Origin of the sequence: Flavobacterium sp. 123 (assembly GCF_003634825.1) — a bacterium.
Lineage (GTDB): Bacteria > Bacteroidota > Bacteroidia > Flavobacteriales > Flavobacteriaceae > Flavobacterium.
Genome location: NZ_RBXD01000001.1, coordinates 2,755,033 through 2,778,230, shown reverse-complemented (window position 1 = coordinate 2,778,230; position 23,198 = coordinate 2,755,033). Strand labels below are relative to the sequence as shown.

General features: G+C 31.7%; 22 protein-coding genes. 10 read left to right on the top strand and 12 right to left on the bottom strand.

The features are described from left to right. Nucleotides 1-10: 10 nt before the first annotated feature. The 3 genes from C8C88_RS12215 to C8C88_RS12205 all read right to left on the bottom strand — a co-directional run bounded on the left by C8C88_RS12215 (nt 11) and on the right by C8C88_RS12205 (nt 2,487). Complete coding sequence (locus C8C88_RS12215) at nt 11-1,240, bottom strand: HD domain-containing protein (protein WP_121338390.1); 1,230 nt, start codon at nt 1,238-1,240, stop codon at nt 11-13. A 161-nt stretch (nt 1,241-1,401) separates the two neighbouring features. Next, nucleotides 1,402-2,196, bottom strand: a complete 795-nt coding sequence (locus C8C88_RS12210) for a DUF1080 domain-containing protein (protein ID WP_121338389.1) — start codon at nt 2,194-2,196, stop codon at nt 1,402-1,404. A gap of 90 nt (nt 2,197-2,286) precedes the next feature. Continuing rightward, entirely contained in the window at nt 2,287-2,487 is a 201-nt protein-coding gene (locus C8C88_RS12205; RefSeq protein ID WP_121338388.1) for a hypothetical protein, read from the bottom strand. Nucleotides 2,488-2,907: 420 nt separating this feature from the next. Between C8C88_RS12205 and C8C88_RS12200 the strand changes: the two genes are divergently transcribed. The 4 genes from C8C88_RS12200 to C8C88_RS12185 all read left to right on the top strand — a co-directional run bounded on the left by C8C88_RS12200 (nt 2,908) and on the right by C8C88_RS12185 (nt 6,678). Next, nucleotides 2,908-4,461, top strand: coding sequence for a bifunctional response regulator/alkaline phosphatase family protein (locus C8C88_RS12200; RefSeq protein WP_121338387.1), 1,554 nt, complete (start codon nt 2,908-2,910; stop codon nt 4,459-4,461). A 70-nt stretch (nt 4,462-4,531) separates the two neighbouring features. Then, nucleotides 4,532-4,939 (top strand): tRNA (adenosine(37)-N6)-threonylcarbamoyltransferase complex ATPase subunit type 1 TsaE, encoded by a 408-nt coding sequence (gene tsaE, locus C8C88_RS12195; protein WP_121338386.1) that lies wholly within the window; start codon nt 4,532-4,534, stop codon nt 4,937-4,939. Nucleotides 4,940-5,066: 127 nt separating this feature from the next. Further along, on the top strand, nt 5,067-6,266 hold the full coding sequence (locus C8C88_RS12190) for an alanine dehydrogenase (RefSeq protein ID WP_199711410.1): 1,200 nt from the start codon (nt 5,067-5,069) through the stop codon (nt 6,264-6,266). A 37-nt stretch (nt 6,267-6,303) separates the two neighbouring features. Beyond that, nucleotides 6,304-6,678: a DUF4258 domain-containing protein gene (locus tag C8C88_RS12185; RefSeq protein ID WP_121338385.1), complete on the top strand. Its 375-nt coding sequence runs from the start codon at nt 6,304-6,306 to the stop codon at nt 6,676-6,678. A 19-nt stretch (nt 6,679-6,697) separates the two neighbouring features. Here C8C88_RS12185 and ung read toward each other — a convergent pair whose 3' ends face one another. Continuing rightward, the gene (gene ung, locus C8C88_RS12180) at nt 6,698-7,369 is read right to left on the bottom strand and encodes a uracil-DNA glycosylase (RefSeq protein ID WP_121338384.1); all 672 of its coding nucleotides are present in this window, start codon (nt 7,367-7,369) and stop codon (nt 6,698-6,700) included. Between the two features lie 112 nt (nt 7,370-7,481). Between ung and C8C88_RS12175 the strand changes: the two genes are divergently transcribed. Both C8C88_RS12175 and C8C88_RS12170 read left to right on the top strand, forming a co-directional pair. Then, nucleotides 7,482-9,647 carry a DNA mismatch repair protein MutS gene (locus C8C88_RS12175; RefSeq protein ID WP_121338383.1) on the top strand — a complete coding sequence of 722 codons (2,166 nt, stop codon included), beginning with the start codon at nt 7,482-7,484 and terminating at the stop codon, nt 9,645-9,647. A gap of 8 nt (nt 9,648-9,655) precedes the next feature. Further along, nucleotides 9,656-10,069: a thiol-disulfide oxidoreductase DCC family protein gene (locus C8C88_RS12170; protein WP_121338382.1), complete on the top strand. Its 414-nt coding sequence runs from the start codon at nt 9,656-9,658 to the stop codon at nt 10,067-10,069. 274 nt (nt 10,070-10,343) lie between these two features. On the opposite strand, the gene ettA is transcribed toward C8C88_RS12170, so the two are convergent. Genes ettA through holA form a run of 3 tightly spaced genes read right to left on the bottom strand, consistent with a single transcriptional unit; the run spans nt 10,344 to nt 13,308 of the window. Further along, nucleotides 10,344-12,038, bottom strand: coding sequence for an energy-dependent translational throttle protein EttA (gene ettA / locus C8C88_RS12160; protein ID WP_121338380.1), 1,695 nt, complete (start codon nt 12,036-12,038; stop codon nt 10,344-10,346). Between the two features lie 35 nt (nt 12,039-12,073). Further along, entirely contained in the window at nt 12,074-12,256 is a 183-nt protein-coding gene (locus tag C8C88_RS12155; protein WP_121338379.1) for a CAL67264 family membrane protein, read from the bottom strand. 47 nt (nt 12,257-12,303) lie between these two features. After that, nucleotides 12,304-13,308: a DNA polymerase III subunit delta gene (gene holA / locus C8C88_RS12150; RefSeq protein ID WP_121338378.1), complete on the bottom strand. Its 1,005-nt coding sequence runs from the start codon at nt 13,306-13,308 to the stop codon at nt 12,304-12,306. Between the two features lie 91 nt (nt 13,309-13,399). On the opposite strand from holA, the gene C8C88_RS12145 reads away from it, so the two are divergent. The 3 genes from C8C88_RS12145 to C8C88_RS12135 are packed head-to-tail and all read left to right on the top strand — an operon-like array spanning nt 13,400 to nt 15,739. Further along, the gene (locus C8C88_RS12145; protein WP_121338377.1) at nt 13,400-13,861 is read left to right on the top strand and encodes a type I restriction enzyme HsdR N-terminal domain-containing protein; all 462 of its coding nucleotides are present in this window, start codon (nt 13,400-13,402) and stop codon (nt 13,859-13,861) included. Then, nucleotides 13,858-14,859, top strand: a complete 1,002-nt coding sequence (locus C8C88_RS12140; RefSeq protein WP_121338376.1) for a glycosyltransferase family 2 protein — start codon at nt 13,858-13,860, stop codon at nt 14,857-14,859. Before C8C88_RS12145 ends, C8C88_RS12140 begins: the two co-directional genes overlap by 4 nt. A gap of 49 nt (nt 14,860-14,908) precedes the next feature. Further along, nucleotides 14,909-15,739: an OmpA family protein gene (locus tag C8C88_RS12135; protein ID WP_121338375.1), complete on the top strand. Its 831-nt coding sequence runs from the start codon at nt 14,909-14,911 to the stop codon at nt 15,737-15,739. 77 nt (nt 15,740-15,816) lie between these two features. Here C8C88_RS12135 and C8C88_RS12130 read toward each other — a convergent pair whose 3' ends face one another. From C8C88_RS12130 to C8C88_RS12120, 3 genes are all read right to left on the bottom strand, one after another. Continuing rightward, the gene (locus tag C8C88_RS12130; RefSeq protein WP_121338374.1) at nt 15,817-16,437 is read right to left on the bottom strand and encodes an L-threonylcarbamoyladenylate synthase; all 621 of its coding nucleotides are present in this window, start codon (nt 16,435-16,437) and stop codon (nt 15,817-15,819) included. Between the two features lie 81 nt (nt 16,438-16,518). Beyond that, a complete protein-coding gene (locus C8C88_RS12125) occupies nt 16,519-18,855 on the bottom strand; it encodes an ATP-dependent helicase (RefSeq protein ID WP_121338373.1) in 2,337 nt (778 codons plus the stop codon). 206 nt (nt 18,856-19,061) lie between these two features. Next, the gene (locus C8C88_RS12120; RefSeq protein WP_121338372.1) at nt 19,062-19,829 is read right to left on the bottom strand and encodes a TSUP family transporter; all 768 of its coding nucleotides are present in this window, start codon (nt 19,827-19,829) and stop codon (nt 19,062-19,064) included. Nucleotides 19,830-19,930: 101 nt separating this feature from the next. Here C8C88_RS12120 and C8C88_RS12115 point away from each other — a divergent pair, with 101 nt between their 5' ends. Further along, nucleotides 19,931-20,452, top strand: coding sequence for a hypothetical protein (locus tag C8C88_RS12115; protein ID WP_121338371.1), 522 nt, complete (start codon nt 19,931-19,933; stop codon nt 20,450-20,452). Nucleotides 20,453-20,457: 5 nt separating this feature from the next. Here C8C88_RS12115 and C8C88_RS12110 read toward each other — a convergent pair whose 3' ends face one another. Together C8C88_RS12110 and C8C88_RS12105 are read right to left on the bottom strand one after the other, a co-directional pair. Continuing rightward, nucleotides 20,458-22,527 (bottom strand): M1 family metallopeptidase, encoded by a 2,070-nt coding sequence (locus tag C8C88_RS12110; RefSeq protein ID WP_121338370.1) that lies wholly within the window; start codon nt 22,525-22,527, stop codon nt 20,458-20,460. Between the two features lie 39 nt (nt 22,528-22,566). Beyond that, nucleotides 22,567-23,121 carry a DUF1697 domain-containing protein gene (locus tag C8C88_RS12105; protein WP_121338369.1) on the bottom strand — a complete coding sequence of 185 codons (555 nt, stop codon included), beginning with the start codon at nt 23,119-23,121 and terminating at the stop codon, nt 22,567-22,569. Nucleotides 23,122-23,198 lie beyond the last annotated feature (77 nt).

Genomic DNA, 23,198 nt, shown 5'->3' with positions numbered 1-23,198 from the left:
TATGGTATTTTTATAAGAGTTGTTTTGGGAAACAGGTATAATATTTAGTAACTAATTTTGATAATGATTTTAAATTCAATTGGTCAGAAGCTTCAATAACATCTTCAATTGTTTTATCTTTTTTCAAAATCCGAATAGGCTCTGCAGCTTTACTATAGGCTTGATTCTTAATTTTTCCTTTAAAAATAAAATAGTTTGTTTCAGTTAAAGTAATTCCGTTTTCAGAAGCAAAGCGTTCTTTTAGAGGAATTAAGTCGTCTAATTCAACTTTTTCATTCGTTAATTTTATTTTTGGCAAATCACGATTTACAATCATTTTACTCAATGATGACAAAATGAAATCCTCTTGACTTTGCCATGCTTTCAAGGCACTTATAATGTCAAAATCATCTAATTGTGAAAATAAATCTAACGTTTTCTCATCAAAATCACCCAAAGTAATTTTGTGATTCAAAAAGAATTTTAAAGGTTCACTACACGGTAATTGTGCTCCTTTTAGCGTTAACTCTTTGGCACGTTTTAAGACTTTCGTCAAAATCAATTCTGCAACTAAACTTGTCTTGTGTAAATACGCTTGCCAATACATCAAACGTCTGGACATTAGAAACTTCTCTACGGAATAAACCCCTTTTTCTTCAATCACTAAGTGGTCATCTGCCACATTCATCATTTGAATTAAACGTTCAGAATTTACATTTCCTTCTGCTACACCGGAGTAAAAACTATCTCGTTTTAAATAATCCATTCTATCCATATCTAATTGACTTGAAATCAATTGCAACATAAACTTTCTATTATATTCCCCTCTAAAAACCTGAATTGCAAGACTTAATTGCCCTTTAAATTCAACATTTAATTGGTTCATAAATAACAATGAAATTTCTTCATGATGTACATCTTCAACAATACTTTTTTCCATTGCATGAGAAAAAGGACCGTGACCAATATCGTGCAATAAAATGGCGATATATAATGCATTTTCTTCTTCGGCAGAGATTGAAATTCCTTTGAAACGTAATACTTCAACCGCTTTTTGCATTAAATGCATACAGCCTAAAGCGTGATGAAAACGAGTGTGATTAGCTCCTGGATAAACTAAATATGACAATCCCATTTGTGATATTCGTCGCAAGCGCTGAAAATAAGGATGCTGAATTAAATCATAAATTAAAGCGTTGGGAATCGTAATAAATCCATAAATAGGATCATTAAATATTTTAAGTTTGTTGATTTGACTCACAATGACAAGTTGTTTTGGTCAACAAATATAAGGAAATTTGATCGTATTATTAAAATGGTTTTTCATTGCAACCAACAATAGTAAACGAAATAAATAACGATACGTTTTGGGCATAAAAAAAGGAGCGTTTTAGCGCTCCTTTTGGTAATAATTTATTAAGATTAAAGTCTTCTAATCCAAATATTTCTAAATTGATTTTTACAACCATGATCTTGTAATGCGATAACATCTTCTCCATGAGGTGAAGGATAATTGTGTAAACCAATGTATAATGTTAAACCATTAATAGTTGCATTATTTTGAACTAAAACACCGTTAAGAAAAACTGTAATTGTAGCTGGAGCATCGATTAATCCATTTTCTTTGAAACGAGGCGCAGTATAAACTACATCATAAGTATTCCATTCTAATGGTGTTTTCATAGCATTAACTAATGGCGGATGATCTTTATAAATACTTCCTGCTTGTCCATTACTATAGGTTCTGTTGTTATAGGAATCCAATACTTGAAGTTCGTACCTGTTTTGAAAAAACACGCCGCTATTTCCTCTCCATTGTCCACCATCCAATACTACATCTGGTGCGCTCCACTCAATGTGCATTTGACAATCTCCAAATGCCATTTTAGTTTGAATTGCTCCAGAACCTGGGACTACTTCCATGTAGTCTTTATCAACTATTTTCCAACCTGCTGGTTTACTAGTATCTTTTTGATCTACCCATTGATCTAAATTTTTACCGTCAAATAAAATAATGGCATCTGATGGCGCATCGCCTATTTTCTTAGCAGGCGTAATTACTTTTACTTCTGGTTCCCAAATTTCAGTCATTTCCGGTTTCATCGGCATGGGATTAACTGCTGGAGGAGTGTTTACATAATCATGTTGTGCCATGGCAACTGTAGCTGAAAATAAAGCTATAGTTAAAAAATAAGTTGTAATTTTTTTAGATTTCATAAAAAATAGGGTTTGGTTTGATAAAAGCATAAAATTAAAATAAAATTGCTTGCTTTTACATCCACATGAAAAAAAATCACAGATTAGTGTTTAATCGTTTATTTTTTCTTTTTTAATTTTTCGAATTCTTAAAATGGCAATAATTAAGATTGCTGTTGAAACGGTGATTTTAAAATACGCTTTTGTATTGTGTTCTAACGAAAGATCGCTTAAGTCAAATGATAAAAGAGCCATAAGAAATAGAGCGATACCTAATGTAATTAAAAGTTGTGTTTTTTGAGAGTAGTTCATAGTTTTAATAGGTGTTTTTATTCTTCAAAATTGTCGTAATACGTAAGAAGCTAAAAAGGAATTGATGGTTTGGTACCAAATTTATACAAAATATTTTTCTTTCAAAAGTTGTGTGTTAAAAATAAGCTTAATCCTTATCATTCATTTGATTTCTTAATACGAAAAGCGCTATTTAATTGCGGATTGCGTGAGGGATAAGAGCGGTATCCTTTTTCGTTTATGGGATGTTCATGGAGGAGAAATTTAGCGGTAACGAAAAGATATAGCGTATAGCCCGACCGAAGGGCACGCCCAGATTATAATTATCCAAAAGAGATCACTATTGCGAGAAAAATTATAATAATTTTAGCAAGTCCCCGTTTGAAAAAGCAGTAAATTGGCACATTGATTTAATTTTTTTGAAAGCGGACTAACATACTTATGGATACAATAAAAATACTTTGGGTTGATGACGAAATTGATCTTTTGAAACCACATATTTTGTTTCTGGAAAAGAAAAATTATGAGGTGACTACCTGTAACAACGGACTTGATGCGATTGGTGTTTTTGAAGAAAATAATTTTGATATTGTTTTTCTTGATGAAAATATGCCCGGTATGAGTGGTCTTGAAACGTTGTCAGAAATGAAGGAAAAGAAATCAGCTATTCCTATCATTATGATTACCAAAAGTGAGGAAGAGTATATAATGGAAGAAGCAATTGGTTCTAAAATTGCCGATTATTTGATAAAACCAGTCAATCCAAACCAGATTTTGCTGAGTTTGAAGAAAAACTTAGATCATTCTCGACTAATATCCCAAAAGACAACTTTAGATTATCAGAAAGAGTTTCGGAAAATAACTATGGAAATGTCGATGGTCAATTCCTATGAAGATTGGATTGAATTGTATAAAAAATTAATTTTTTGGGAACTTGAATTGGAAAATATCAATGATCAAAGTATGATTGAAATTTTGGAATCTCAGAAAATTGAAGCTAATTCGCAATTTGGAAAATTTATTGAGCGGAATTATGAAGATTGGTTCGAGCCTAAAGCGGATAAACCGATACAATCCCACACTTTATTTAAAGAATTAGTGGTTCCTGAAATTAAGAAAAAAGACAAACCAATACTTTTTGTTGTTATTGATAACTTGCGTTACGACCAATGGAAAGCCTTTGAAAATGTAGTAAGTAATTATTACAAACTTGAGAAAGAAGTTCCGTATTATGCTATTTTACCTACGGCAACACAATATGCTAGAAATGCTATTTTTTCGGGTTTGACACCACTTGAAATGGAAAAGCAGTTTCCACAATATTGGAAAAATGATCCCGAAGAAGGAGGAAAAAATCTATATGAAGCTGAATTTTTAACGGCTCAATTAAAAAGATTAGGATTAGATATTAAGCAAGATTATTTTAAAATTACCAATCTAGCAAGCGGAAAAAAATTAGTTGAAAGTTTTAAAGCTTTAAAAAACAATGATTTGGTTACTGTTGTTTACAATTTTGTTGATATGCTTTCACATGCTAAAACAGAAATGGATGTTGTCAAAGAATTAGCTCCTGATGACAAAGCATACCGTTCTTTAACGCTCAGTTGGTTCAAAAATTCACCACTTTTAGAAATGATTCAACACGCTCAAAAATTAGGTTTTAAATTGATTTTAACCACTGATCATGGGACAATTAATGTAAAAAACCCATCAAAAGTTGTAGGAGATAAAAACACAAGTCTGAATTTACGTTATAAAACGGGACGCAGTTTGACCTATGAGCATAAAGATGTTTATGCAGTCAAAGAACCTAAAAAAATAGGATTACCTAGTATAAATATGAGTAGTTCTTATATTTTTGCAAAAAATGATTTGTTTTTGGCCTATGTAAATAACTACAACCATTATGTCAGTTATTACAAAAACACATATCAACATGGTGGAATTTCATTGGAAGAAATGATTATTCCGTTTTTGGTTTTTAATCCAAAATAAAACAATTATAAGACCCGTTTTTAGTTGGTTTGCAAGAACTTTAAACTTTAAACTTTAAACAAAATAAAGTATGGAAATTACTTTTTCATTAGAAGAAATTAATACAGTTGCCGAGCAAATTATAGCACAAAACCCTAATAAAGTGATTCTTTTTCATGGAGAAATGGGGGTTGGAAAAACTACTTTGATAAAACAATTGTGTAAAAAACTAGGCGTTCTAGAAACTACAAGTAGTCCAACTTTTTCTTTAGTTAACGAGTATCAAACAAAAGATAATCAGATAGTTTATCATTTTGATTTTTATAGATTAAAACAGGAAATGGAAGCTTTAGATATGGGCGCTGATGATTATTTATATTCTGGAAATTGGTGTTTTATTGAATGGGCTGAAAAAATACCAAACTTAATCCCTGAAGAACATTCTGTAATAACAATTGAATTGCTTCCTGAAAACAAACGTTTGTTACGCTTAGATTAAAATCAAAAGTTGGAATAGCTGTCTTTAGATTTATAGTTTTTAAGAAATTTCTTTGAGAAATGCAATTCGTAAAAGAGCTGATTTTTTAAAACTTTTGTGTAAATTGCACTCTAATTTAACATTACCAATGTCAATAATTATAACTCCATTCACAAAATTACAGCTTTTACCTCAAGAGGAAAAACTAGAAATAGCAAGAAGAAAAAGCGAGCTTTTTATTGGTATCCCAAAAGAAACCAGTTACCAAGAACGCCGAATTTGTCTTACTCCCGATGCTGTAAACTCCTTGACCTGTCATGGACATAGAGTGATGATTGAGTCTGGCGCTGGTGAAAGTTCTAGTTATTCAGACAAAGAGTATAGTGACGCAGGTGCCGAAGTAACGCAGGATACCAAAAAAGTATTTAGCTGTCCAATGATCCTAAAAGTGGAACCGGCTAGTGTTGCTGAAATTGAAATGATGAATCCTAAAACGATTTTGATCTCAGCGATTCAAATTAAAACTAGAAAAAAAGCCTATTTTGAAGCTTTATCAAAGAAAAAAATTACCGCACTTGCTTTTGAATATATAAAAGATGAAGATGGAACTTATCCCGCAGTAAAATCATTGAGTGAGATTGCAGGAACCGCTTCAATTTTAATCGCAGCAGAATTGATGATTACCAACGAATTTGGAAAAGGATTGCTGTTTGGAAATATTACAGGCGTTCCTCCTACTGATGTTGTTATTCTTGGTGCAGGAACAGTTGGTGAATTTGCTGCTAAAACAGCTATTGGCTTAGGAGCTAATGTCAAAGTTTTTGACAATTCAATTACCAAATTACGTCGTTTACAAAATAATCTAAATCAACGCATTTTCACTTCTACTATACAGCCAAAATCTTTATTAAAAGCACTCAGAAGGTGTGACGTAGCCATTGGCGCAATGAGAGGATTAGAACGCTGTCCTGTTGTTGTTACTGAAACGATGGTAGAACACATGAAAAGAGGAGCTGTAATTGTTGATGTAAGCATTGATACAGGCGGATGTTTTGAAACTTCAGAAGTTACTTCTCATGAAAAACCTACGTTCATAAAAAACAATGTATTGCATTATTGTGTTCCTAATATTCCTTCTCGTTATTCTAAAACGGCATCCTTATCTATCAGCAATATAATTACACCTTATTTAATGCAAATAGCGGAATATGGAGGAATTGAAAGCGCGCTTCGTTGTGATAAAGGCTTGAAAAATGGCGTTTATATGTATCATGGAATACTAACCAACAAAGCAATTGGCGAATGGTTTGAATTACCAGATAGTGATATTAATTTAATTGTTTTTTAAGTAAACTTTCATTTACCTTTGCGCAAAAAAATACTTCATGAAGTTTATACATCGTTTTGCATATTATTTTATCGGTTTGATTATGGGAATGTTTTTTGTTGCTATGGTATTTAGCGGAAAAGACACGCGTTGCAATTATTTTCCAAATGCTAGAGTTTTGAATGATTTAAGAAACAAACCATTTAATTATTCGGATAAAGCGTCTCAGATATTAGCCGAAAAATGGATTGATACAATGGATATTAAAAACACATTACAATATGGAGATGTTGATTTTGACCAAAGCAATATTGAAGTTGAAAAAGGAAAACTATACGTTATTGACGGAAAAACTGTAAAAAATCAACCCATTACTCTTAAGGTTATAAACTATTCCGATAGAGCGGTTTTGCAAGATATTATCAAAAAATAATCTCTTTAAAATTACATTTTTAAACCCATTCTATTGCGGGAAGATTATTTGCTTTCAGATATTCATTTGTTTTGCTAAAATGTTTGTTACCGAACCATTTTCCTTGGTTGGCACTCATGGGAGAAGGATGTCCTGATTCCAAAACCAAATGTTTGTTTCGGTCAATTTTAAGTCCTTTTTTGTGTGCAAAACTTCCCCAAAGGAGGAAAACAACATGCTCTTTTTGGTCTGAAATCTTCTGAATTACAGCGTCAGTAAAAACATTCCATTTCAAGTGTTTGTGACTATTTGGGATATCTTCTCTAACCGTCAAAGAGGCATTTAAAAGCAGCACTCCTTGTTTAGCCCAAAACTCTAAGTTGCCCGAGGTAGGGAAAAACAGTTTGCCTAAATCATCAGTCATTTCTCTAAAGATATTTCTCAATGAAGGTGGAATTCGAATTCCGTCATTTACTGAAAAACACAGTCCATTAGCCTCCCCTTTGCCGTGGTATGGATCTTGACCTATAATAACTACTTTTACATCCTTAAAATCACAATAATTAAATGCAGAAAAAATCAAATCTTTTGGAGGATAGCAGGTGTGATTTTTATACTCATCATCAACAAAATTCATTAAATCCTGAAAATAAGGTTTCTGAATTTCATCTGATAAAAGAGTTTGCCATTCTGAATTGAGATTGATTTGCATAGCATGTATTTTGCAACAAAGTAAGCGAAGTTTTTCGCAAAGTCAATAAAAAAAGTACTGTATTTCACTTTGAAACTTTGTAACTTTGAAAATTTACAACTTAGTCCATAAAATGATATCTATTACCGAAAAGACCTTACAAGATTTACAATTTCCAACTGTACTCGAAACTATTTCGGCTATTTGCAATACTGATATTGGAAAACAAAAAGCATTAGAAATTACCCCTTTCAAAGATAAAGAAACCTTGATGAAAGCATTAATGCAGACATCAGAGTACCTATCGTCGTTTCAAAACAACAATGCAATTCCTAACCATGGTTTTGATGCCATCACTCATGAAATTAAATTTCTAGCTATAGAGGACAGTTTTCTTGAAGTAGGAAGTTTTAGAAAAATAGCAACAATATCTGCAACGGTAAATTTTCTTTTGAATTTCTTCAAAAAATTTGATGACTATTACCCCAATTTAAATTCAAGAGCTTTACAAGTCGAAATGACAAAAGATATCATTTCAATGGTAGATGAAGTTGTTGATAAATATGGCGAAATTAAGGACAATGCGTCACCTGATTTATTAAATATCAGACGCAATATGAATGCGGTTCGTGGCAAGGTAAATCAGAGTTTTGGTGTAGCTTTAACCCAATACAATTCATTGGGATACCTAGACGACATCAAAGAAAGTTTTGTGCAAAACAGAAGGGTTCTTGCCGTTCTTGCTATGTACAGACGTAAGGTTAAAGGTTCTATTTTAGGGAGTTCAAAAACGGGAAGTATTGCTTACATCGAACCCGAAACAACACTTAAATATTCTAGAGAATTAAGCAATTTAGAATATGAAGAGAAAGAAGAAATTACTCGTATTTTAAAACAATTATCCAATCAAATACGTCCTTTTTTGCCGCTATTGATTGAATATCAAGATTTTTTAAGCGATATTGATGTGATTGCTGCCAAAGCAAAATATGCAAATAAAATCAACGGAATCCTTCCTACTATTACAGAAGAGCGCCGCCTTTATTTTAGAGATGCCTTCCATCCTATTTTGTATTTGAACAACAAACAAAAAAACGAAATTACGCATCCGCAAACTATTGAGCTAGGTCAGGAAAATCGAATTATAGTCATTTCAGGGCCTAATGCAGGAGGAAAAACTATTTCGTTGAAAACCGTTGGGTTGCTACAGCTAATGCTACAATCTGGAATGTTAATTCCTGTTCATGAGCGTAGTGAAACATTTTTATTTGATAGAATATTGACAGATATTGGAGATAATCAATCTATTGAAAATCATTTAAGTACCTATAGTTACCGATTAAAGAACATGAACTACTTTTTGAAAAAGTGCAATAGAAAAACGATGTTCTTGATAGATGAATTTGGTACCGGATCTGATCCAGAATTAGGAGGTGCTCTAGCCGAAATTTTCTTAGAGGAATTTTATCATAGAGAAGCTTTCGGGATAATTACTACGCATTATTCAAACCTAAAAATTCTAGCTAACGAATTGCCTTTTGCAACAAATGCCAATATGCTTTTTGATGAAAAATCATTAGAACCCATGTATAAATTAGCTTTAGGGCAAGCAGGAAGTTCATTTACATTTGAAGTAGCACAAAAAAACGGAATTCCTTTTAGCTTAATTAATCGGGCCAAAAAGAAAATTGAAGTTGGAAAAGTGCGTTTTGATAAAACAATTGCGACGCTTCAAAAAGAGCGTTCCAAACTCGAAAAAACCTCTCAAACGCTTAAAGAAGAAGAAACAAAAGCGCGTGAAGAAGGTAAAAAAATGGAAAATATCAATGTGAAAATTAAACAAAAGTTAGAAAGCTATCAAGAATTGTATGACAGCAATCAAAAGACAATTTACATTGGCCAAAAAATAGAAGATATTGCTGAAAAATATTTTAATAATAAAAACAAAAAAGACCTAATTGGGGAATTTCTGAAAATTATTGAAATTGAAAATTCAAAACGAAAAAAAGCAACTGCTAAAGAAACCAAAGAATTGGTTCAAAAGAAAAAAGAAATTATTGAAGAAGTTACCGTTCAAGTCGAAGAAATTAGAGCTGCTAAAAAAGAAAAGAAATTAAAAGTAGTTGTAGAGAAACCAAAACCTATTTTGAAAGTGGGTGATCGTGTACGAATGTTTGACGGAAAAGCGGTGGGAAGTATTGATTCTATTGAAAAAAACAAAGCAACCGTTAATTATGGAGTCTTTACTTCAAAAGTAAGTTTGGATGTTTTAGAATTGGTAGAAGCAGTAAAAAAATAATTAAAAATATGCTCAATCTTCCTAAAAACAAAAAAATCATTCTTTTTGATGGTGTTTGCAATTTGTGCAATTCATCTGTTCAATTTATAATTAAGCGTGATAAAAAAGATGTTTTCAGATTTGTAGCCTTACAATCTGATTTAGGTCAAGACATTTTAAAACACATTGGAATTGACACTAAGAATATTGATAGTATAATTCTCTATCAACCAGGAATTGCATACTATTATAAATCTGAAGCAGCTATAGCAATTTCAAGGGATTTAAACGGTGTTTTTTATCTTGGAACGCTATTAGGAATTTTTCCAAAGTCAGTTGCAAATTATATTTATGATTACGTTGCTAGTAATCGGTACAAATGGTATGGAAAAAGAGAATCCTGTTTTGTACCAACAGCTGAATTAAATTTAAAATTTTTGTAAAAAAATTGCGGATTATGACATTTATCATATCTTAACAACAATAGTAGTGTTAAATTTGATTAATCTTAAAAATCTTAATTATGAGAAATTTATCACTATATTCTTGGGGGAACGGCTCATTTATTATGATAGTTGTTTTTGGTTTGGTAATAATTGGTTTAATAGCAGCCGTATTTATGATGATGAACTCTGATAAAAAGAAGAAATAAGATTTCAAAAAAAAAGAGGATATTTGATGAATATCCTCTTTTTTGTTTTTATAAAATTGAAAAGATTAACTTCTAATCAATTTTCTGTATTTAAGACGTTTTGGAGTCAAATCACCACCTAATCGTTTCTTTTTGTTTTCTTCATAATCAGAAAAACCACCTTCAAAATAATACACTTCAGAGTTGCCTTCAAAAGCTAGAATATGCGTACAAATTCTGTCTAAGAACCATCTGTCGTGAGAAATTACAACTGCACAACCAGCAAAATTCTCCAAACCTTCCTCTAAAGCTCTAAGCGTATTAATATCCAAATCATTCGTAGGCTCATCCAGTAATAATACGTTGCCTTCTTCTTTCAAAGTCATGGCTAAATGCAAACGGTTTCTTTCACCTCCTGAAAGCATCGAAACTTTTTTGTTTTGGTCACTTCCACCAAAGTTAAAACGACTTAAATAAGCACGAGAATTCACTTGACGACCTCCCATCATGATTAATTCTTGACCATCACAGAAGTTTTCCCAAATTGATTTGTCTGGATTAATATTAGAATGCGCTTGATCAACATAAGCGATTTTAACGGTTTCACCAATTAAAAACTCTCCTGCGTCTGGTTTCTCTTCTCCCATTATCATTCTGAAAATAGTAGATTTACCAGCGCCATTTGGTCCAATAATACCAACAATTCCAGCCTGAGGCAAAGTGAAATTCAAATTATCATATAATAATTTATCGCCAAAAGCTTTAGCAACACCTTTAGCTTCAATTACATTAGTTCCTAAACGAGGACCATTTGGAATGTAGATTTCTAGATTCTCATCCAATTGTTTTTGATCTTCATTCAATAATTTATCGTAATTCTGTAAACGTGCTTTTTGTTTAGTTTGACGTCCTTTAGCTCCTTGACGAACCCAATCCAACTCGCGTTCTAAGGTTTTTCTACGTTTTGAAGCTACTTTCTCTTCTTGTGCCATACGGTTTGATTTTTGGTCTAACCAAGAAGAATAATTTCCTTTCCATGGAATACCTTCTCCTCTATCCAATTCCAAAATCCAACCTGCCACATTATCTAAGAAATATCTATCGTGAGTAACGGCAATTACAGTTCCAGCATATTGAGCTAAATGTTGTTCTAACCAAAGTACCGATTCAGCATCTAAGTGGTTGGTAGGCTCATCCAGCAATAATACATCAGGTTGTTGCAATAACAAACGACATAAAGCTACTCGGCGACGCTCACCTCCTGATAAATTTTTGATAGGAGTATCTCCTTCCGGAGTTCGTAGCGCATCCATTGCAATCTCTAATTTGGTATCAATTTCCCAAGCACCTAGAGCATCAATTTTGTCCTGCAATGCAGCTTGACGATCCATCAACTTATCCATTTTATCGGCATCTTCATAGTTTTCTGGAAGACCAAATAAATCGTTTATGTTGTTGTATTCTTCTAATACTGCCATAGTTTCGGCAACACCTTCTTTTACAATTTCAATTACTGTTTTAGAATCATCTAAAATAGGTTCTTGTTCTAAATATCCAACCGTATAACCTGGTGCAAAAACAACATCTCCTTGGTAGTTTTTATCAACTCCAGCAATAATCTTCAAAAGAGAAGATTTTCCTGAGCCGTTTAAACCTAAAATACCAATTTTAGCGCCATAAAAGAAACTCAAATAAATGTCTTTTAATACTTGTTTGTTACTACTTGAATACGTTTTACTCAATTTTGACATTGAGAATATTACTTTTTTATCGTCAGCCATTTTTTAATAAAATTTAAAATTCAATATTAATCTAATTATACTCTTCCTTTCAAAGAGCTAAAAACCCATGCATTAGCAAGAAATCCAACTCCTACAGCTGCAAACCCCCAGCCAGCAACATCATCATATCTGAAAGCGCCTAATGCGATAAGCAATAATCCCATCAAAATCATTATCAATGTTGCCCATCCTAAAATGGTATTTTTATTCATTCCCATACGTTTGGTATTTTATTTTAAAGGTGCAAATATCGGAATTTTGTACGCTAATTAAATATTTTATAAAGCATTTCTCTTAATAAATCAGATTGTGGTAACGCATTTGCTCCTACTCCTTTACTTTTCACATCAATATCTCGCAAAGCAGTTACAATTTGACTTACTTTTTTCATTGGATAATTTTTTAGTGCAACATCATAATCCTTTAAAAAATAGGGGCTAACACCCAGAGCTGTCGCTACATTTTTAGGATTACGATCTTTCAATCCGTGGTATTTTAATATTTTAATATAAAAACCAAAGATTGTACTTGTTGTGACTACCAAAGGATTTGCTTTTGGATTATCCGAAAAATATTGAACGATTTGGAATGCTTTCAATTGATTACGCGAACCAAGTGCATTTAACAATTCAAAATTATTATAATCTTTACTAAACCCTATATTTTCTTCAATATGTTTGGGAGTAATAGTACTTCCTACGGGTAAAATAATCTGTAATTTTTCAAGTTCATTATTTATTTTACTCAAATCAGTTCCTAAAAACTCAACTAACATTGCAGAAGCTTTAGGTTCAATGGCATATTTCTTTCCCGATAAAACTCTTTTTATCCAATCTCCAACTTGGTTTTCGTATAATTTTTTACTTTCAAAAACGACACCTTTTTGCCCCAAAAGCTTAGTTACTTTTTTACGTTTATCTAAAGTTTTGTATTTATAACAAAAAACTAAAACGGTACTTGGCAAAGGATTCTCAACATAACTTTCAATTTTGTCAATTGTTCTGGAGAGTTCTTGAGCTTCTTTAATAATTACCACTTGACGATCTGCCATCATTGGATAGCGCTTAGCAGTTGAAACAACATCTTCAATTGTTACATCACGCCCATATAAAACAGTTTGATTAAAGCCTTTTTCTTCTTCAGATAATATATTTTGCTCAATATAGTCAGATAGTTTGTCAATATAATAAGGCTCTTCTCCCATCAAAAAGTAGATCGGTTTGATGTTTCCCCCTTTAATATCGTTTACAATTTTTAGTACTTCATCCATTATTTTTTGTTTAAGGTTTAAAGGCTAAAGTTTGTAGGATCGTGTGAAACTTTAAACTTTAAATTTTAAACTTATTTTATACTTTTGTCAAATGCAAAAACTGAATTTTTCTTCTTATTCTTTTCGTCTCAAAAATAGCGAAAATAAAGTGTCTATTTTTGATGAAATCAGGAAAAAATTTATCATTCTCACACCAGAAGAATGGGTTCGTCAGCATGTAGTTCAATTTCTTTTGGAAGAAAAAAAATACCCAAAATCATTAATAAATGTTGAAAAAGTTTTAAAAGTCAACGGATTACGAAAACGGTATGATGTTGTTGTCTTTAATCCAGATGGTTCAATTTATATTCTAATTGAATGCAAAGCCCCTCAAATAAAAATAGCACAATCTACTTTTGACCAAATTGCACGCTATAATATGACCATGCAATCACAATTTTTAATGGTGACTAATGGTTTGAATCATTACTTTTGCCAGATGGATTTTGAAAACGAGAAATATCAATTTCTACCAGAATTACCTAATTATATGTCTAAAACTTTATCTGAATGAAAGTAGCAGTTGTTATCCTTAATTGGAATGGAGTACAATTATTAGAACAATTTTTACCTTCAGTAGTTAAAAATTCTCCGGATGCTACCGTTTTTGTTGCTGATAATGCTTCAACGGATAATTCTATTTCCTATGTAAATACTTTTTTTCCTACAGTTAAAATCATCAAAAACGACTTGAATTTGGGTTTTGCAGGGGGGTATAATGAAGCCTTAAAAAGTGTTGATGCTGATCTTTTTGCTTTGGTAAATTCAGATATTGAAGTAACCGAAAATTGGCTAAAACCTATCATTACTACTTTCGAAAACGAACCTAAAACAGCTATTATCCAACCTAAAATTTTGGATTACAAACGTAAAGAATACTTTGAATATGCAGGTGCAGCTGGCGGATTCATTGATAAGTATGGCTATCCCTATTGTCGTGGTCGTATTTTTGAAACTTTGGAAAAAGATAATGGACAATACGATGATACTAGCGAAATATTTTGGGCTTCGGGTGCGTGTTTTTTTATACGAAGTTCCGTTTATAAGGAATTAAAAGGTTTTGATGCTGATTTTTTTGCCCACCAAGAAGAAGTTGATTTGTGTTGGCGCACTATTAATAAAGGATATACCATTATGTATAATTCTGCATCAGTGGTTTATCACGTGGGTGGGGCCACATTGCAACAAGGTAATCCAAAGAAAACATTTTTGAATTTTAGAAATTCATTACTGATGTTAACTAAAAACTTACCGCAAAAAGAAATTTATAGTATTCTTTTTCAACGAATGATACTAGACGGAATTGCAGCAATTCAATTTTTACTTAAAGGAAAAACAAATCATTTTTTAGCTGTTTTAAAAGCACATGCGTCCTTTTATAGTCTTTTTACTATTCATTATAATAAAAGAGAAGTATTTCAAGTTGAAAAATACTATACAGTAAAAAGTATCGTTTACTTATATTTTATAAAAAATGTTATGATATTTAAGGATATTTTGACATTCAAATAAAATAGAATAACCTAAATTTGTAATTCACGTTTAATTAAAATTAATTTTTATGAGAAAAATTGTAATTGCTTTATCAGTTTTAGCACTTTTAACTTCTTGTGTTTCTAAAAAGAAATATTCAGAACTTGAAGCTAAAAACAAAGAAACTCAAGATTTATTGAATACTTGTACTGTTAAGCTAAATTCTTGTTTAGAAGAAAAAGCAGGACTTGCTGCTACAGCTGCTTCTTTGAAAGAGCACAATCAAAATTTAATAAATGTTTCAAAAGACATGACAATCTTGTCTACTAAAGGAGCTGAAAATATTGAAAAAGCATTAGAATCTATTAAAGAAAAAGATTTGAAAATTAGTAGAATGCAAGATGCTTTAACTAAAAAAGACAGTGTTACACTTGCAGTTGTTACTAGTTTAAAAAGTGCTGTTGGTTTATCAGATCCAGATATTGAAATAAATGTTGAAAAAGGAGTAGTTTTTATTTCTATTGCAGACAAACTATTGTTTAAAACAGGAAGTTATGATGTAACAGATAAAGCTAAAGGAGTTTTGGCTAAAGTGGCTAAAGTTGTAAATGACAAACCTGATTTTGAATGTATGGTTGAAGGTCATACAGATAGCGTTCCTTACAATGGTTCTGGAATTTTGTTAGACAACTGGGACTTGAGTGTAAAACGTTCTACTTCAATAATTCGTGTGTTGACAAATCAATTAGGAGTTAAACCATCACAATTAATTGCTGCTGGTAGAAGTTCTTATGTACCTTTAGTAGCAAATGATTCTGCTGAAAATAGAGCGCGTAACAGAAGAACCCGTATTGTTGTATTGCCTAAAATTGACCAATTTTATGAAATGGTTGAAAAAGAAATGAAAAAACAACAATAGTAATTTCGTTACTAAATTATATAAAAAACGTCTTGAGCAATCAAGACGTTTTTTTATGATTATTACGCAATACTTTCTTAAATAATATCTAAACTTCCTTTACCTTCTCTGACAACAATAGGTTCATCACCTGATAAATCTATGATTGTAGATCCCATATTATCTCCATAACCACCATCAATAACCATGTCAACAAGGTTCTGCCATTTCTCAAAAATAAGTTCTGGATCAGTAGTATATTCAATTACATCATCGTCATCATGAATGGATGTTGAAACGATAGGGTTTCCTAATTGACGAACAATTTCCAGCGCAATTGAATTATCTGGTACACGAATACCAACAGTTGTTTTCTTTTTAAATTCTTTTGGCAAATTAGCATTTCCTGGAAGAATGAAAGTATAAGGTCCTGGCAACGCTCTCTTCAAAATTTTAAAAGTTGCAGTGTCAATTTGTTTAACATAATCTGATAAATTGCTCAAATCATGACATATAAAAGAAAAGTTTGCTTTGTCTAACTTCACCCCTTTTATTTTTGCAATTCGTTCTAATGCTTTAGTGTTTGTAATGTCACAGCCTAAACCATAAACGGTATCGGTTGGATAAATAACCAAGCCTCCATCCTTTAGAACCTTTACCACTTTGGCAATAGCCGCTTCATTAGGTTTGTCTTCGTATATTTTTATAAATTGAGCCATATTTTTAGTTTATAGTTAAAATATCTAAAGTTCAAAGTGCTTCCGAAAGACAACTTTAAGCCTTAAACTTGAAACCGATTTTTATCCGATAACATCCAATTTTGCAAAGCGCAGCAGTAATTTTTTAATTCCGCCTACTTCAAAACGGATTTCAGCTTTTTTGTCTGCTCCTGCTCCCTCTAAATTAATGATTTCTCCTTTACCAAAACGCTCATGCATAACAATATTTCCAACTATTAATTTATTATCAAATAAATTAGCACTGCCAGAAGAGGAATTATTGCTAGAAACAGGCTTTAATTTCCGAAGATTAATATCTGATTTGGGTTCGTTATCTGTAATGTATTTTGGCGGTGTACCAGCAACTGGTTTTGCCAATCGTAATTTTGATTTATCAACATCTCCAAAAATATCACTGTCAATCATAGGCTTGTACCTGTAATTGGATTCGATTGGAGTTATATATTCTAGATATTGGCTATCAATTTCTTCGATAAATCGCGAAGGCTCACTATCAGTAAGTTTTCCCCAACGATAACGAGATTGTGCATAAGTAAGATACGCTTGATGCTCTGCGCGTGTTAATGCCACATAAAACAAACGGCGTTCTTCTTCAAGCTCAGAACGCGTACTCATACTCATAGCACTTGGAAACAAATCTTCTTCCATTCCTACTACAAATACATGCGGAAATTCTAATCCTTTTGCTAAATGTATAGTCATTAAAGCCACACGATCTTCATCACTAGTATCTTTATCTAAATCCGTAGCTAAGGCCACATCTTCCATAAATTCTGATAATGCACCACGAGCGCCATCAATTTCTTTTTGCCCTTCAGTAAAGTCCTTGATACCGTTTAATAATTCTTCTATATTCTGAATTTTTGCCATTCCTTCTGGAGTAGCATCTTTTTTTAATTCTTGAACTAATCCTGTTTTTTTAGAAACATGATCTGTAATATAAAAAGCATCTTGATTTTCATTAATAACCTGAAAACTCTGAATCATAGTGACAAAATCCGTCAGTTTTTGCTTAGTTCCTGAATTTAGTTTCAAGTCAATTTTATCAATATTTTGCATTACCTCCCAAATGGAACGCTTGTAATGATTGGCTGCAATAGTAAGTTTTTCGACTGTTGTATCACCTATACCACGCGCAGGGTAATTGATTACGCGTATCAATGCTTCTTCATCTTTTGGATTAATAACCAATCTCAAATAACATAAAACATCTTTGATTTCTTTTCTTTGATAAAAGGATAAACCACCATAAATTCGGTATGGAATATCTCTTTTTCTCAAAGCATCTTCCATAGCTCGAGATTGTGCATTGGTTCGGTACAAAATGGCAAATGCACCATTATGCAATTGGTTTTGCATTTTTTGTTCAAAAATGGTACTGGCTACAAAACGCCCTTCTTCGGCATCTGTTAAACTGCGATGCACTTTTATCTTTGGACCAAAATCATTTGCTGTCCAAACAATTTTATCAAGCTTCGTTTTATTTTTATCGATTATGGTATTGGCAGCTTCCACAATATTTTTTGTAGAACGATAATTCTGCTCTAATCTAAAGGTTTTTACACCTTCATAATCTTTCTGAAAATTTAGAATATTGTTAATATTAGCTCCTCGGAAGGCATAAATACTTTGGGCATCATCGCCTACAACACATATATTTTGAAATTTATCGGATAGCGCTCGAACAATAAGATACTGGGAATGGTTTGTATCTTGGTACTCATCCACCAGAATATAACGAAATCTGTTTTGATATTTAGCTAAAACTTCAGGGAAACGAGTTAGTAATTCATTCGTTTTTAATAATAAATCATCAAAATCCATAGCGCCAGCTTTGAAACAACGATCTACATAATTTTGATAGATTTCACCTAATCGTGGTTTTTTGGACATGGCATCCGCTTCCTGCAATTCAGGATTATTGAAATAGGCTTTTACAGTGATCAAACTATTTTTATAACTTGAAATTCGGCTTAGAACTTGTTTCGGTTTATATACATCACGATCCAATTGCATTTCTTTAATAATAGAAGAAATTAATCGAACAGAATCCTGAGAATCGTAAATCGTAAAATTTGAAGGATATCCCAAATGATCCGCTTCAGAACGCAAAATACGAGCAAAAACAGAGTGGAATGTTCCCATCCAAAGATTCTTAGCTTCCCCTGCTCCAACAATTTGAGCAATTCTGTTTTTCATTTCACGAGCTGCTTTATTAGTAAAAGTCAGCGATAAAATACTAAATGAATCTACTCCTTGACTCATCAAATAAGCAATTCTAATGGTCAACACACGTGTTTTTCCAGAACCAGCACCTGCAATAATAATCATAGGACCATCCTTTTGTAGAACTGGTTCCCGTTGTGCTTCGTTGAGTTGATCTATATATTTCTGCATGTAATTTTTAAATTATTGTATGCAAAAATAAGAATTAAAGATGTAAAAGTGTACTTTTAAATGAAGCTAAAAAACCATTCGTCATTTATTAAACCATGTAAGAAATATAAGGTCATTTAAGGTCTTTTTTTAACTAAAAAGTCAAATAAATGACAGACCAATTTTAACTTATAATCTCTTAGAAAACATATATAGTTTAAAAAAAATTATTTAAAAAAAACATCGTAAGCAAAACGGATTAAAGTCCCTACAACCACGACCAAAAAGAATATTCGAATAAAACTATTTCCTTTATTAATCGCTAATTTAGCACCTAGCAAACCTCCGAATGCATTACTGACCGCCATTGGAATTGCAATTGCCCAAATGATTTTTCCTTTCAACATAAACAAGCATATAGAACCAAAATTTGTAGCTAAGTTTACCATTTTGGCATTTGCGGAAGCGTGCAAAAAATCAAAACCCATTAGTGCAATGAAAGCCACAACTAAAAAACTTCCAGTTCCAGGACCAATAAATCCATCGTATAAACCAACGATAAAACTGATAGAAATTGCATTTATAAGCTGTTTTTTATAAGATAGATTTTTTTCAATATGTTGACCGAAATTTTTTTTGGCATAAGTATAAACAACCAAAAAAGAGAGTACTACAAGTAATAATGGTTTCATAAAATCATTACTCACATAAGTCAATAAAGTAGATCCCAAAAAAGCGGATGGAAATGCTAAAACCATCATAATGGCCAATAATTTCCAATTCATATCTACTTTTTTAAGATACTGAAAGGCTGCAAATGAAGTACCACTGAAAGCAGGAACTTTTAATGTACCAATAACTGTTGCGACAGGAAGATTAGGCAACAAAATAAGTCCTACTGGAGTTTGAATAAGTCCACCACCTCCAACAACAGCGTCTATAAATCCTGCAGCAAAAGCAGCCAAACATAATAAAATCAAAATATAGGTTTCCAATTGCGAGTCTTTTAAAATAAGAATTTACTCGGGCAAAATTAGGTTTCCTACATAAATATTACAATCAAAAAGTATATTTTTGTTTCTTTAAATTTAAAAAAATGGATGCTACAAAAATTATAGAAATTTTAGCCTATACAATTCCTTCAATAGTTACAGGTGCAGTTGCTTATTACTTATTTCAATCCTATTTTAAAGACCAACAAAATACCCGAAGATGGTTGCTACAGAAAGAAACACATAAAGAGGCTTTACCATTACGTTTACAAGCTTATGAGCGTATGACTTTGTTTTTAGAACGCATCAGTTTAACAAAATTATTGATTCGCATAACGCCTATTTCTAATGATAAAAATGATTATGAGAATTTAGTTATTGCTCATATCGAGCAGGAATTTGAACATAATTTAACGCAACAAATTTATATTTCAGATGAGTGTTGGAGCATTATAACAACTGCAAAGAATGCAACTATTCAAATGATTCGAAAAGCAAATAGAACTGAAGGCATTGATAATGCTGATCAAATTAGAGAATTACTTTTGAATAATTTGTTAGAAAAACAATCGCCAAGTAATGCTGCTTTAGCTTTTATCAAAAATGAAGTTAGTCAGTTGTGGTAAACTATTTACTGTTCTCTTAATAAGCGATTCAATTGAAATTTCTCTGAATCATTTAAGTTTGAGAGAATGTTTTCAAATTGAGTTCTCATTTCTGGATCCTTTAATAACTTCCGAATAGCTTCTCTTCCGAATTTTGAAAACTGCCACATATGGTGCGTTGTAGCATTGACTAAATTTATCAAAACTGTATCATTTATTAAATGAAAACCTATAAGTTTTTCTAAAGCATTTTGTCGCGTTGTTGCTTCAAAATTAGTAGAGGAATAGGTAATCAATTCTGCTATTAATTCCTGTTTGTTTTCAGGATAATCTGCTGTAGATAATGCTAAAGACAACCACAATGTCCTTAAATTATAATCATTGAATCCAATCCATGATTTTGATTTGACTAGATATTCATTTCTATTTTCCGGAAAATTATTCCACAAATTATACAATGCTATTTCTTGGGTTTGGTATGATTTATCATTTAATAAGGTTTCGTAATATGGTCTGAAACTTTCTGGAATTTCTGTTAAAGTAGCTGCAACCGCTTGGCGAACTTGTATTTCATTGGTGCCAAGTGCCAGCTTTAGAAGTGTCTCTTTTTCTTCAAAATTTTCATTTTTCAATTGGTTCACTATCGCTTCTTTTATAAAAGAGGGAACTTTAGATTGTAATGTTTTTGCAAAAAAATCTTGTTTTTCAGATATCGATTTATTCTTTACTTTATCTATATCGAATAACAGTTGAATGGATTTATTTTTACCTAATAAACTATTGATTTGTTGCGAATTAATATCGATTAACTCAAGCCAATTTTTGCTAAATTCTTTCAAATCATAATTTGAAACTTTCTTTATTTCATTAAAAAAATCTTCCGTATTTACTGTTTGAAAAGAATATTTTTTCAAATAGTTTTTTACTGCTTTTCTAAAAGTTTCATGACCAATTTCTTCATCCAAAACAAATAATGCCCAAGCTCCTTTTTGATAAAAACTCAAGGAACTGGCTTTCGCATTCAAAACAGGAATAGTATCTGTTCTAGCCGCAAATTTTAATTGCTGTGCATATTCATATAATTTGGAATAAAAATAATCTTCCCCATAAATTTCTTTTTCAGCTAATAAAGCATAATACGTTGCAAAACCTTCTTGTAACCAATGATGCTTTCCACTTTCGGCAGTAATTAAATTTCCAAACCACTGATGCGCTAATTCATGTGCATTTACATTCGTGTAGCTTCTATCTTCAAAGCCTAAAGAATCAACTACATAACGAGTGGTAAACAGAGTTGCGCTAGTGTTTTCCATTCCGGCATATAAAAAATCCCGAACGGGTACTTGCTTGTAAATTTGCCAAGGATACTTCACTCCTATTGCTGTATTCAGAAAGTCAAACATTCGTTTTGAATTTCTATAAGTGGGTTCAAACTTTGCCTTTTCGTTAGGTTCAAAATACATTTCTAAAGGAATTCCCGAATTAGAATAAACTATTTTTTTATCAAATTTACCAATGGCAAGCATCAACAAATAAGAACTCATAGGCTTTTGCATGTTGTAATTCCAATACGTCATATTGTTATTCTGGACTTTATTTTTTAAAATTCCATTTGAAATTACGGTATACTTTGAGTCAAAAACAACCGTCATATTGAAGATTACTTTTTCATTTACATCATCAAAGCTTGGAAACCAATGGCTGGTGTATTTTCCTTGTCCTTGTGTCCAAATTTGTAAATTATCTTTTTCTTTACTCCCAATAAAATACAAAGCTAGCTTAGGTTTTACGCTATAATTAAATGATATGTTATTTTTTTTGCTTTTTTTAAAAGGATAAATTATAGCTAAATATTTACCATTATTAATGAAGTTTACTTTTTTTTCATTTAAATAAATTTCATCAAATTCGATGTTTTGAGCGTCAATTTTGATGGTGTCAATTGGTTTTAAAACATCGAAACAATAGCTCCCACTTCCGGAAACCTTTTTATCTTCAGGACTAATTGTAATTTGCGCACTTGCATTTTTGAAATCAACAAATTTTGTTTGTTGAGCAAATGTAAATACAGAAATAAAAAGAAATAGATATTTCATTATTAAAAAGTTATAACTACGGTTTACAAGCGTATAGAACTATTTTTGTACTCTTTCTTGAAACATTTTCAACAATTGAGTTACTGTATTCCAATTACGAATGGTTGCTGTTAAATTAAGTTTTTTCTCAATATATTTTTGATCAAATCTAGTCTTTCCAGCACCTACAGCGTATTTAATATAAATTTTGTTTTTATCAATACTAGCTTCGTCTGGTTTGACTTGACTCATTTTTAAATCATTAATATGATCCGTTCGCAATTCAATTGAAACAAAAGCCACATATAGTTTCTTCAAATCAATGTCTTTTTCCTTAAAAAAAGAATTGTTTTTAAAACAATTTTCTAAATCAGAAATGGTAACGACTACAACTGGAACTTCATGCCCAAAAACTTTGAAAATTTCCTGCTTTATTTTAAAACCAACGGCAGCAGCATTTTCTTCTTCGGTATCCACAAAAACATTTCCGGACTGAATGTAAGTTTCCACATTTTGAAAACCAATAGCTTCCAAAGTCGTTTTTAGCGCTTCCATTTTTATCATATTATGACCGGAAACATTAATACCACGAAGCAATGCGAGATGAGTTGTCATTCTTAAATTTTTAATTTAGTCAAAGATATTAATATTCTTAACTAATTCTAAAACATTCCCATTTTCTAATTTCCAAA

Coding starts and splice junctions, on each gene's coding strand:
- C8C88_RS12210 (WP_121338389.1), bottom strand. CDS start 2,196: ATGAAATCTAAAAAAATTACAACTTATTTTTTAACTATAGCTTTATTT.
- C8C88_RS12185 (WP_121338385.1), top strand. CDS start 6,304: ATGAAGTTTATACATCGTTTTGCATATTATTTTATCGGTTTGATTATG.
- C8C88_RS12130 (WP_121338374.1), bottom strand. CDS start 16,437: ATGGCTCAATTTATAAAAATATACGAAGACAAACCTAATGAAGCGGCT.
- C8C88_RS12205 (WP_121338388.1), bottom strand. CDS start 2,487: ATGAACTACTCTCAAAAAACACAACTTTTAATTACATTAGGTATCGCT.
- C8C88_RS12155 (WP_121338379.1), bottom strand. CDS start 12,256: ATGGGAATGAATAAAAATACCATTTTAGGATGGGCAACATTGATAATG.
- C8C88_RS12175 (WP_121338383.1), top strand. CDS start 7,482: ATGATATCTATTACCGAAAAGACCTTACAAGATTTACAATTTCCAACT.
- holA (WP_121338378.1), bottom strand. CDS start 13,308: ATGGATGAAGTACTAAAAATTGTAAACGATATTAAAGGGGGAAACATC.
- C8C88_RS12115 (WP_121338371.1), top strand. CDS start 19,931: ATGGATGCTACAAAAATTATAGAAATTTTAGCCTATACAATTCCTTCA.
- C8C88_RS12135 (WP_121338375.1), top strand. CDS start 14,909: ATGAGAAAAATTGTAATTGCTTTATCAGTTTTAGCACTTTTAACTTCT.
- tsaE (WP_121338386.1), top strand. CDS start 4,532: ATGGAAATTACTTTTTCATTAGAAGAAATTAATACAGTTGCCGAGCAA.
- C8C88_RS12125 (WP_121338373.1), bottom strand. CDS start 18,855: ATGCAGAAATATATAGATCAACTCAACGAAGCACAACGGGAACCAGTT.
- C8C88_RS12170 (WP_121338382.1), top strand. CDS start 9,656: ATGCTCAATCTTCCTAAAAACAAAAAAATCATTCTTTTTGATGGTGTT.
- C8C88_RS12145 (WP_121338377.1), top strand. CDS start 13,400: ATGCAAAAACTGAATTTTTCTTCTTATTCTTTTCGTCTCAAAAATAGC.
- C8C88_RS12190 (WP_199711410.1), top strand. CDS start 5,067: ATGTCAATAATTATAACTCCATTCACAAAATTACAGCTTTTACCTCAA.
- ettA (WP_121338380.1), bottom strand. CDS start 12,038: ATGGCTGACGATAAAAAAGTAATATTCTCAATGTCAAAATTGAGTAAA.
- ung (WP_121338384.1), bottom strand. CDS start 7,369: ATGCAAATCAATCTCAATTCAGAATGGCAAACTCTTTTATCAGATGAA.
- C8C88_RS12110 (WP_121338370.1), bottom strand. CDS start 22,527: ATGAAATATCTATTTCTTTTTATTTCTGTATTTACATTTGCTCAACAA.
- C8C88_RS12140 (WP_121338376.1), top strand. CDS start 13,858: ATGAAAGTAGCAGTTGTTATCCTTAATTGGAATGGAGTACAATTATTA.
- C8C88_RS12105 (WP_121338369.1), bottom strand. CDS start 23,121: ATGACAACTCATCTCGCATTGCTTCGTGGTATTAATGTTTCCGGTCAT.
- C8C88_RS12200 (WP_121338387.1), top strand. CDS start 2,908: ATGGATACAATAAAAATACTTTGGGTTGATGACGAAATTGATCTTTTG.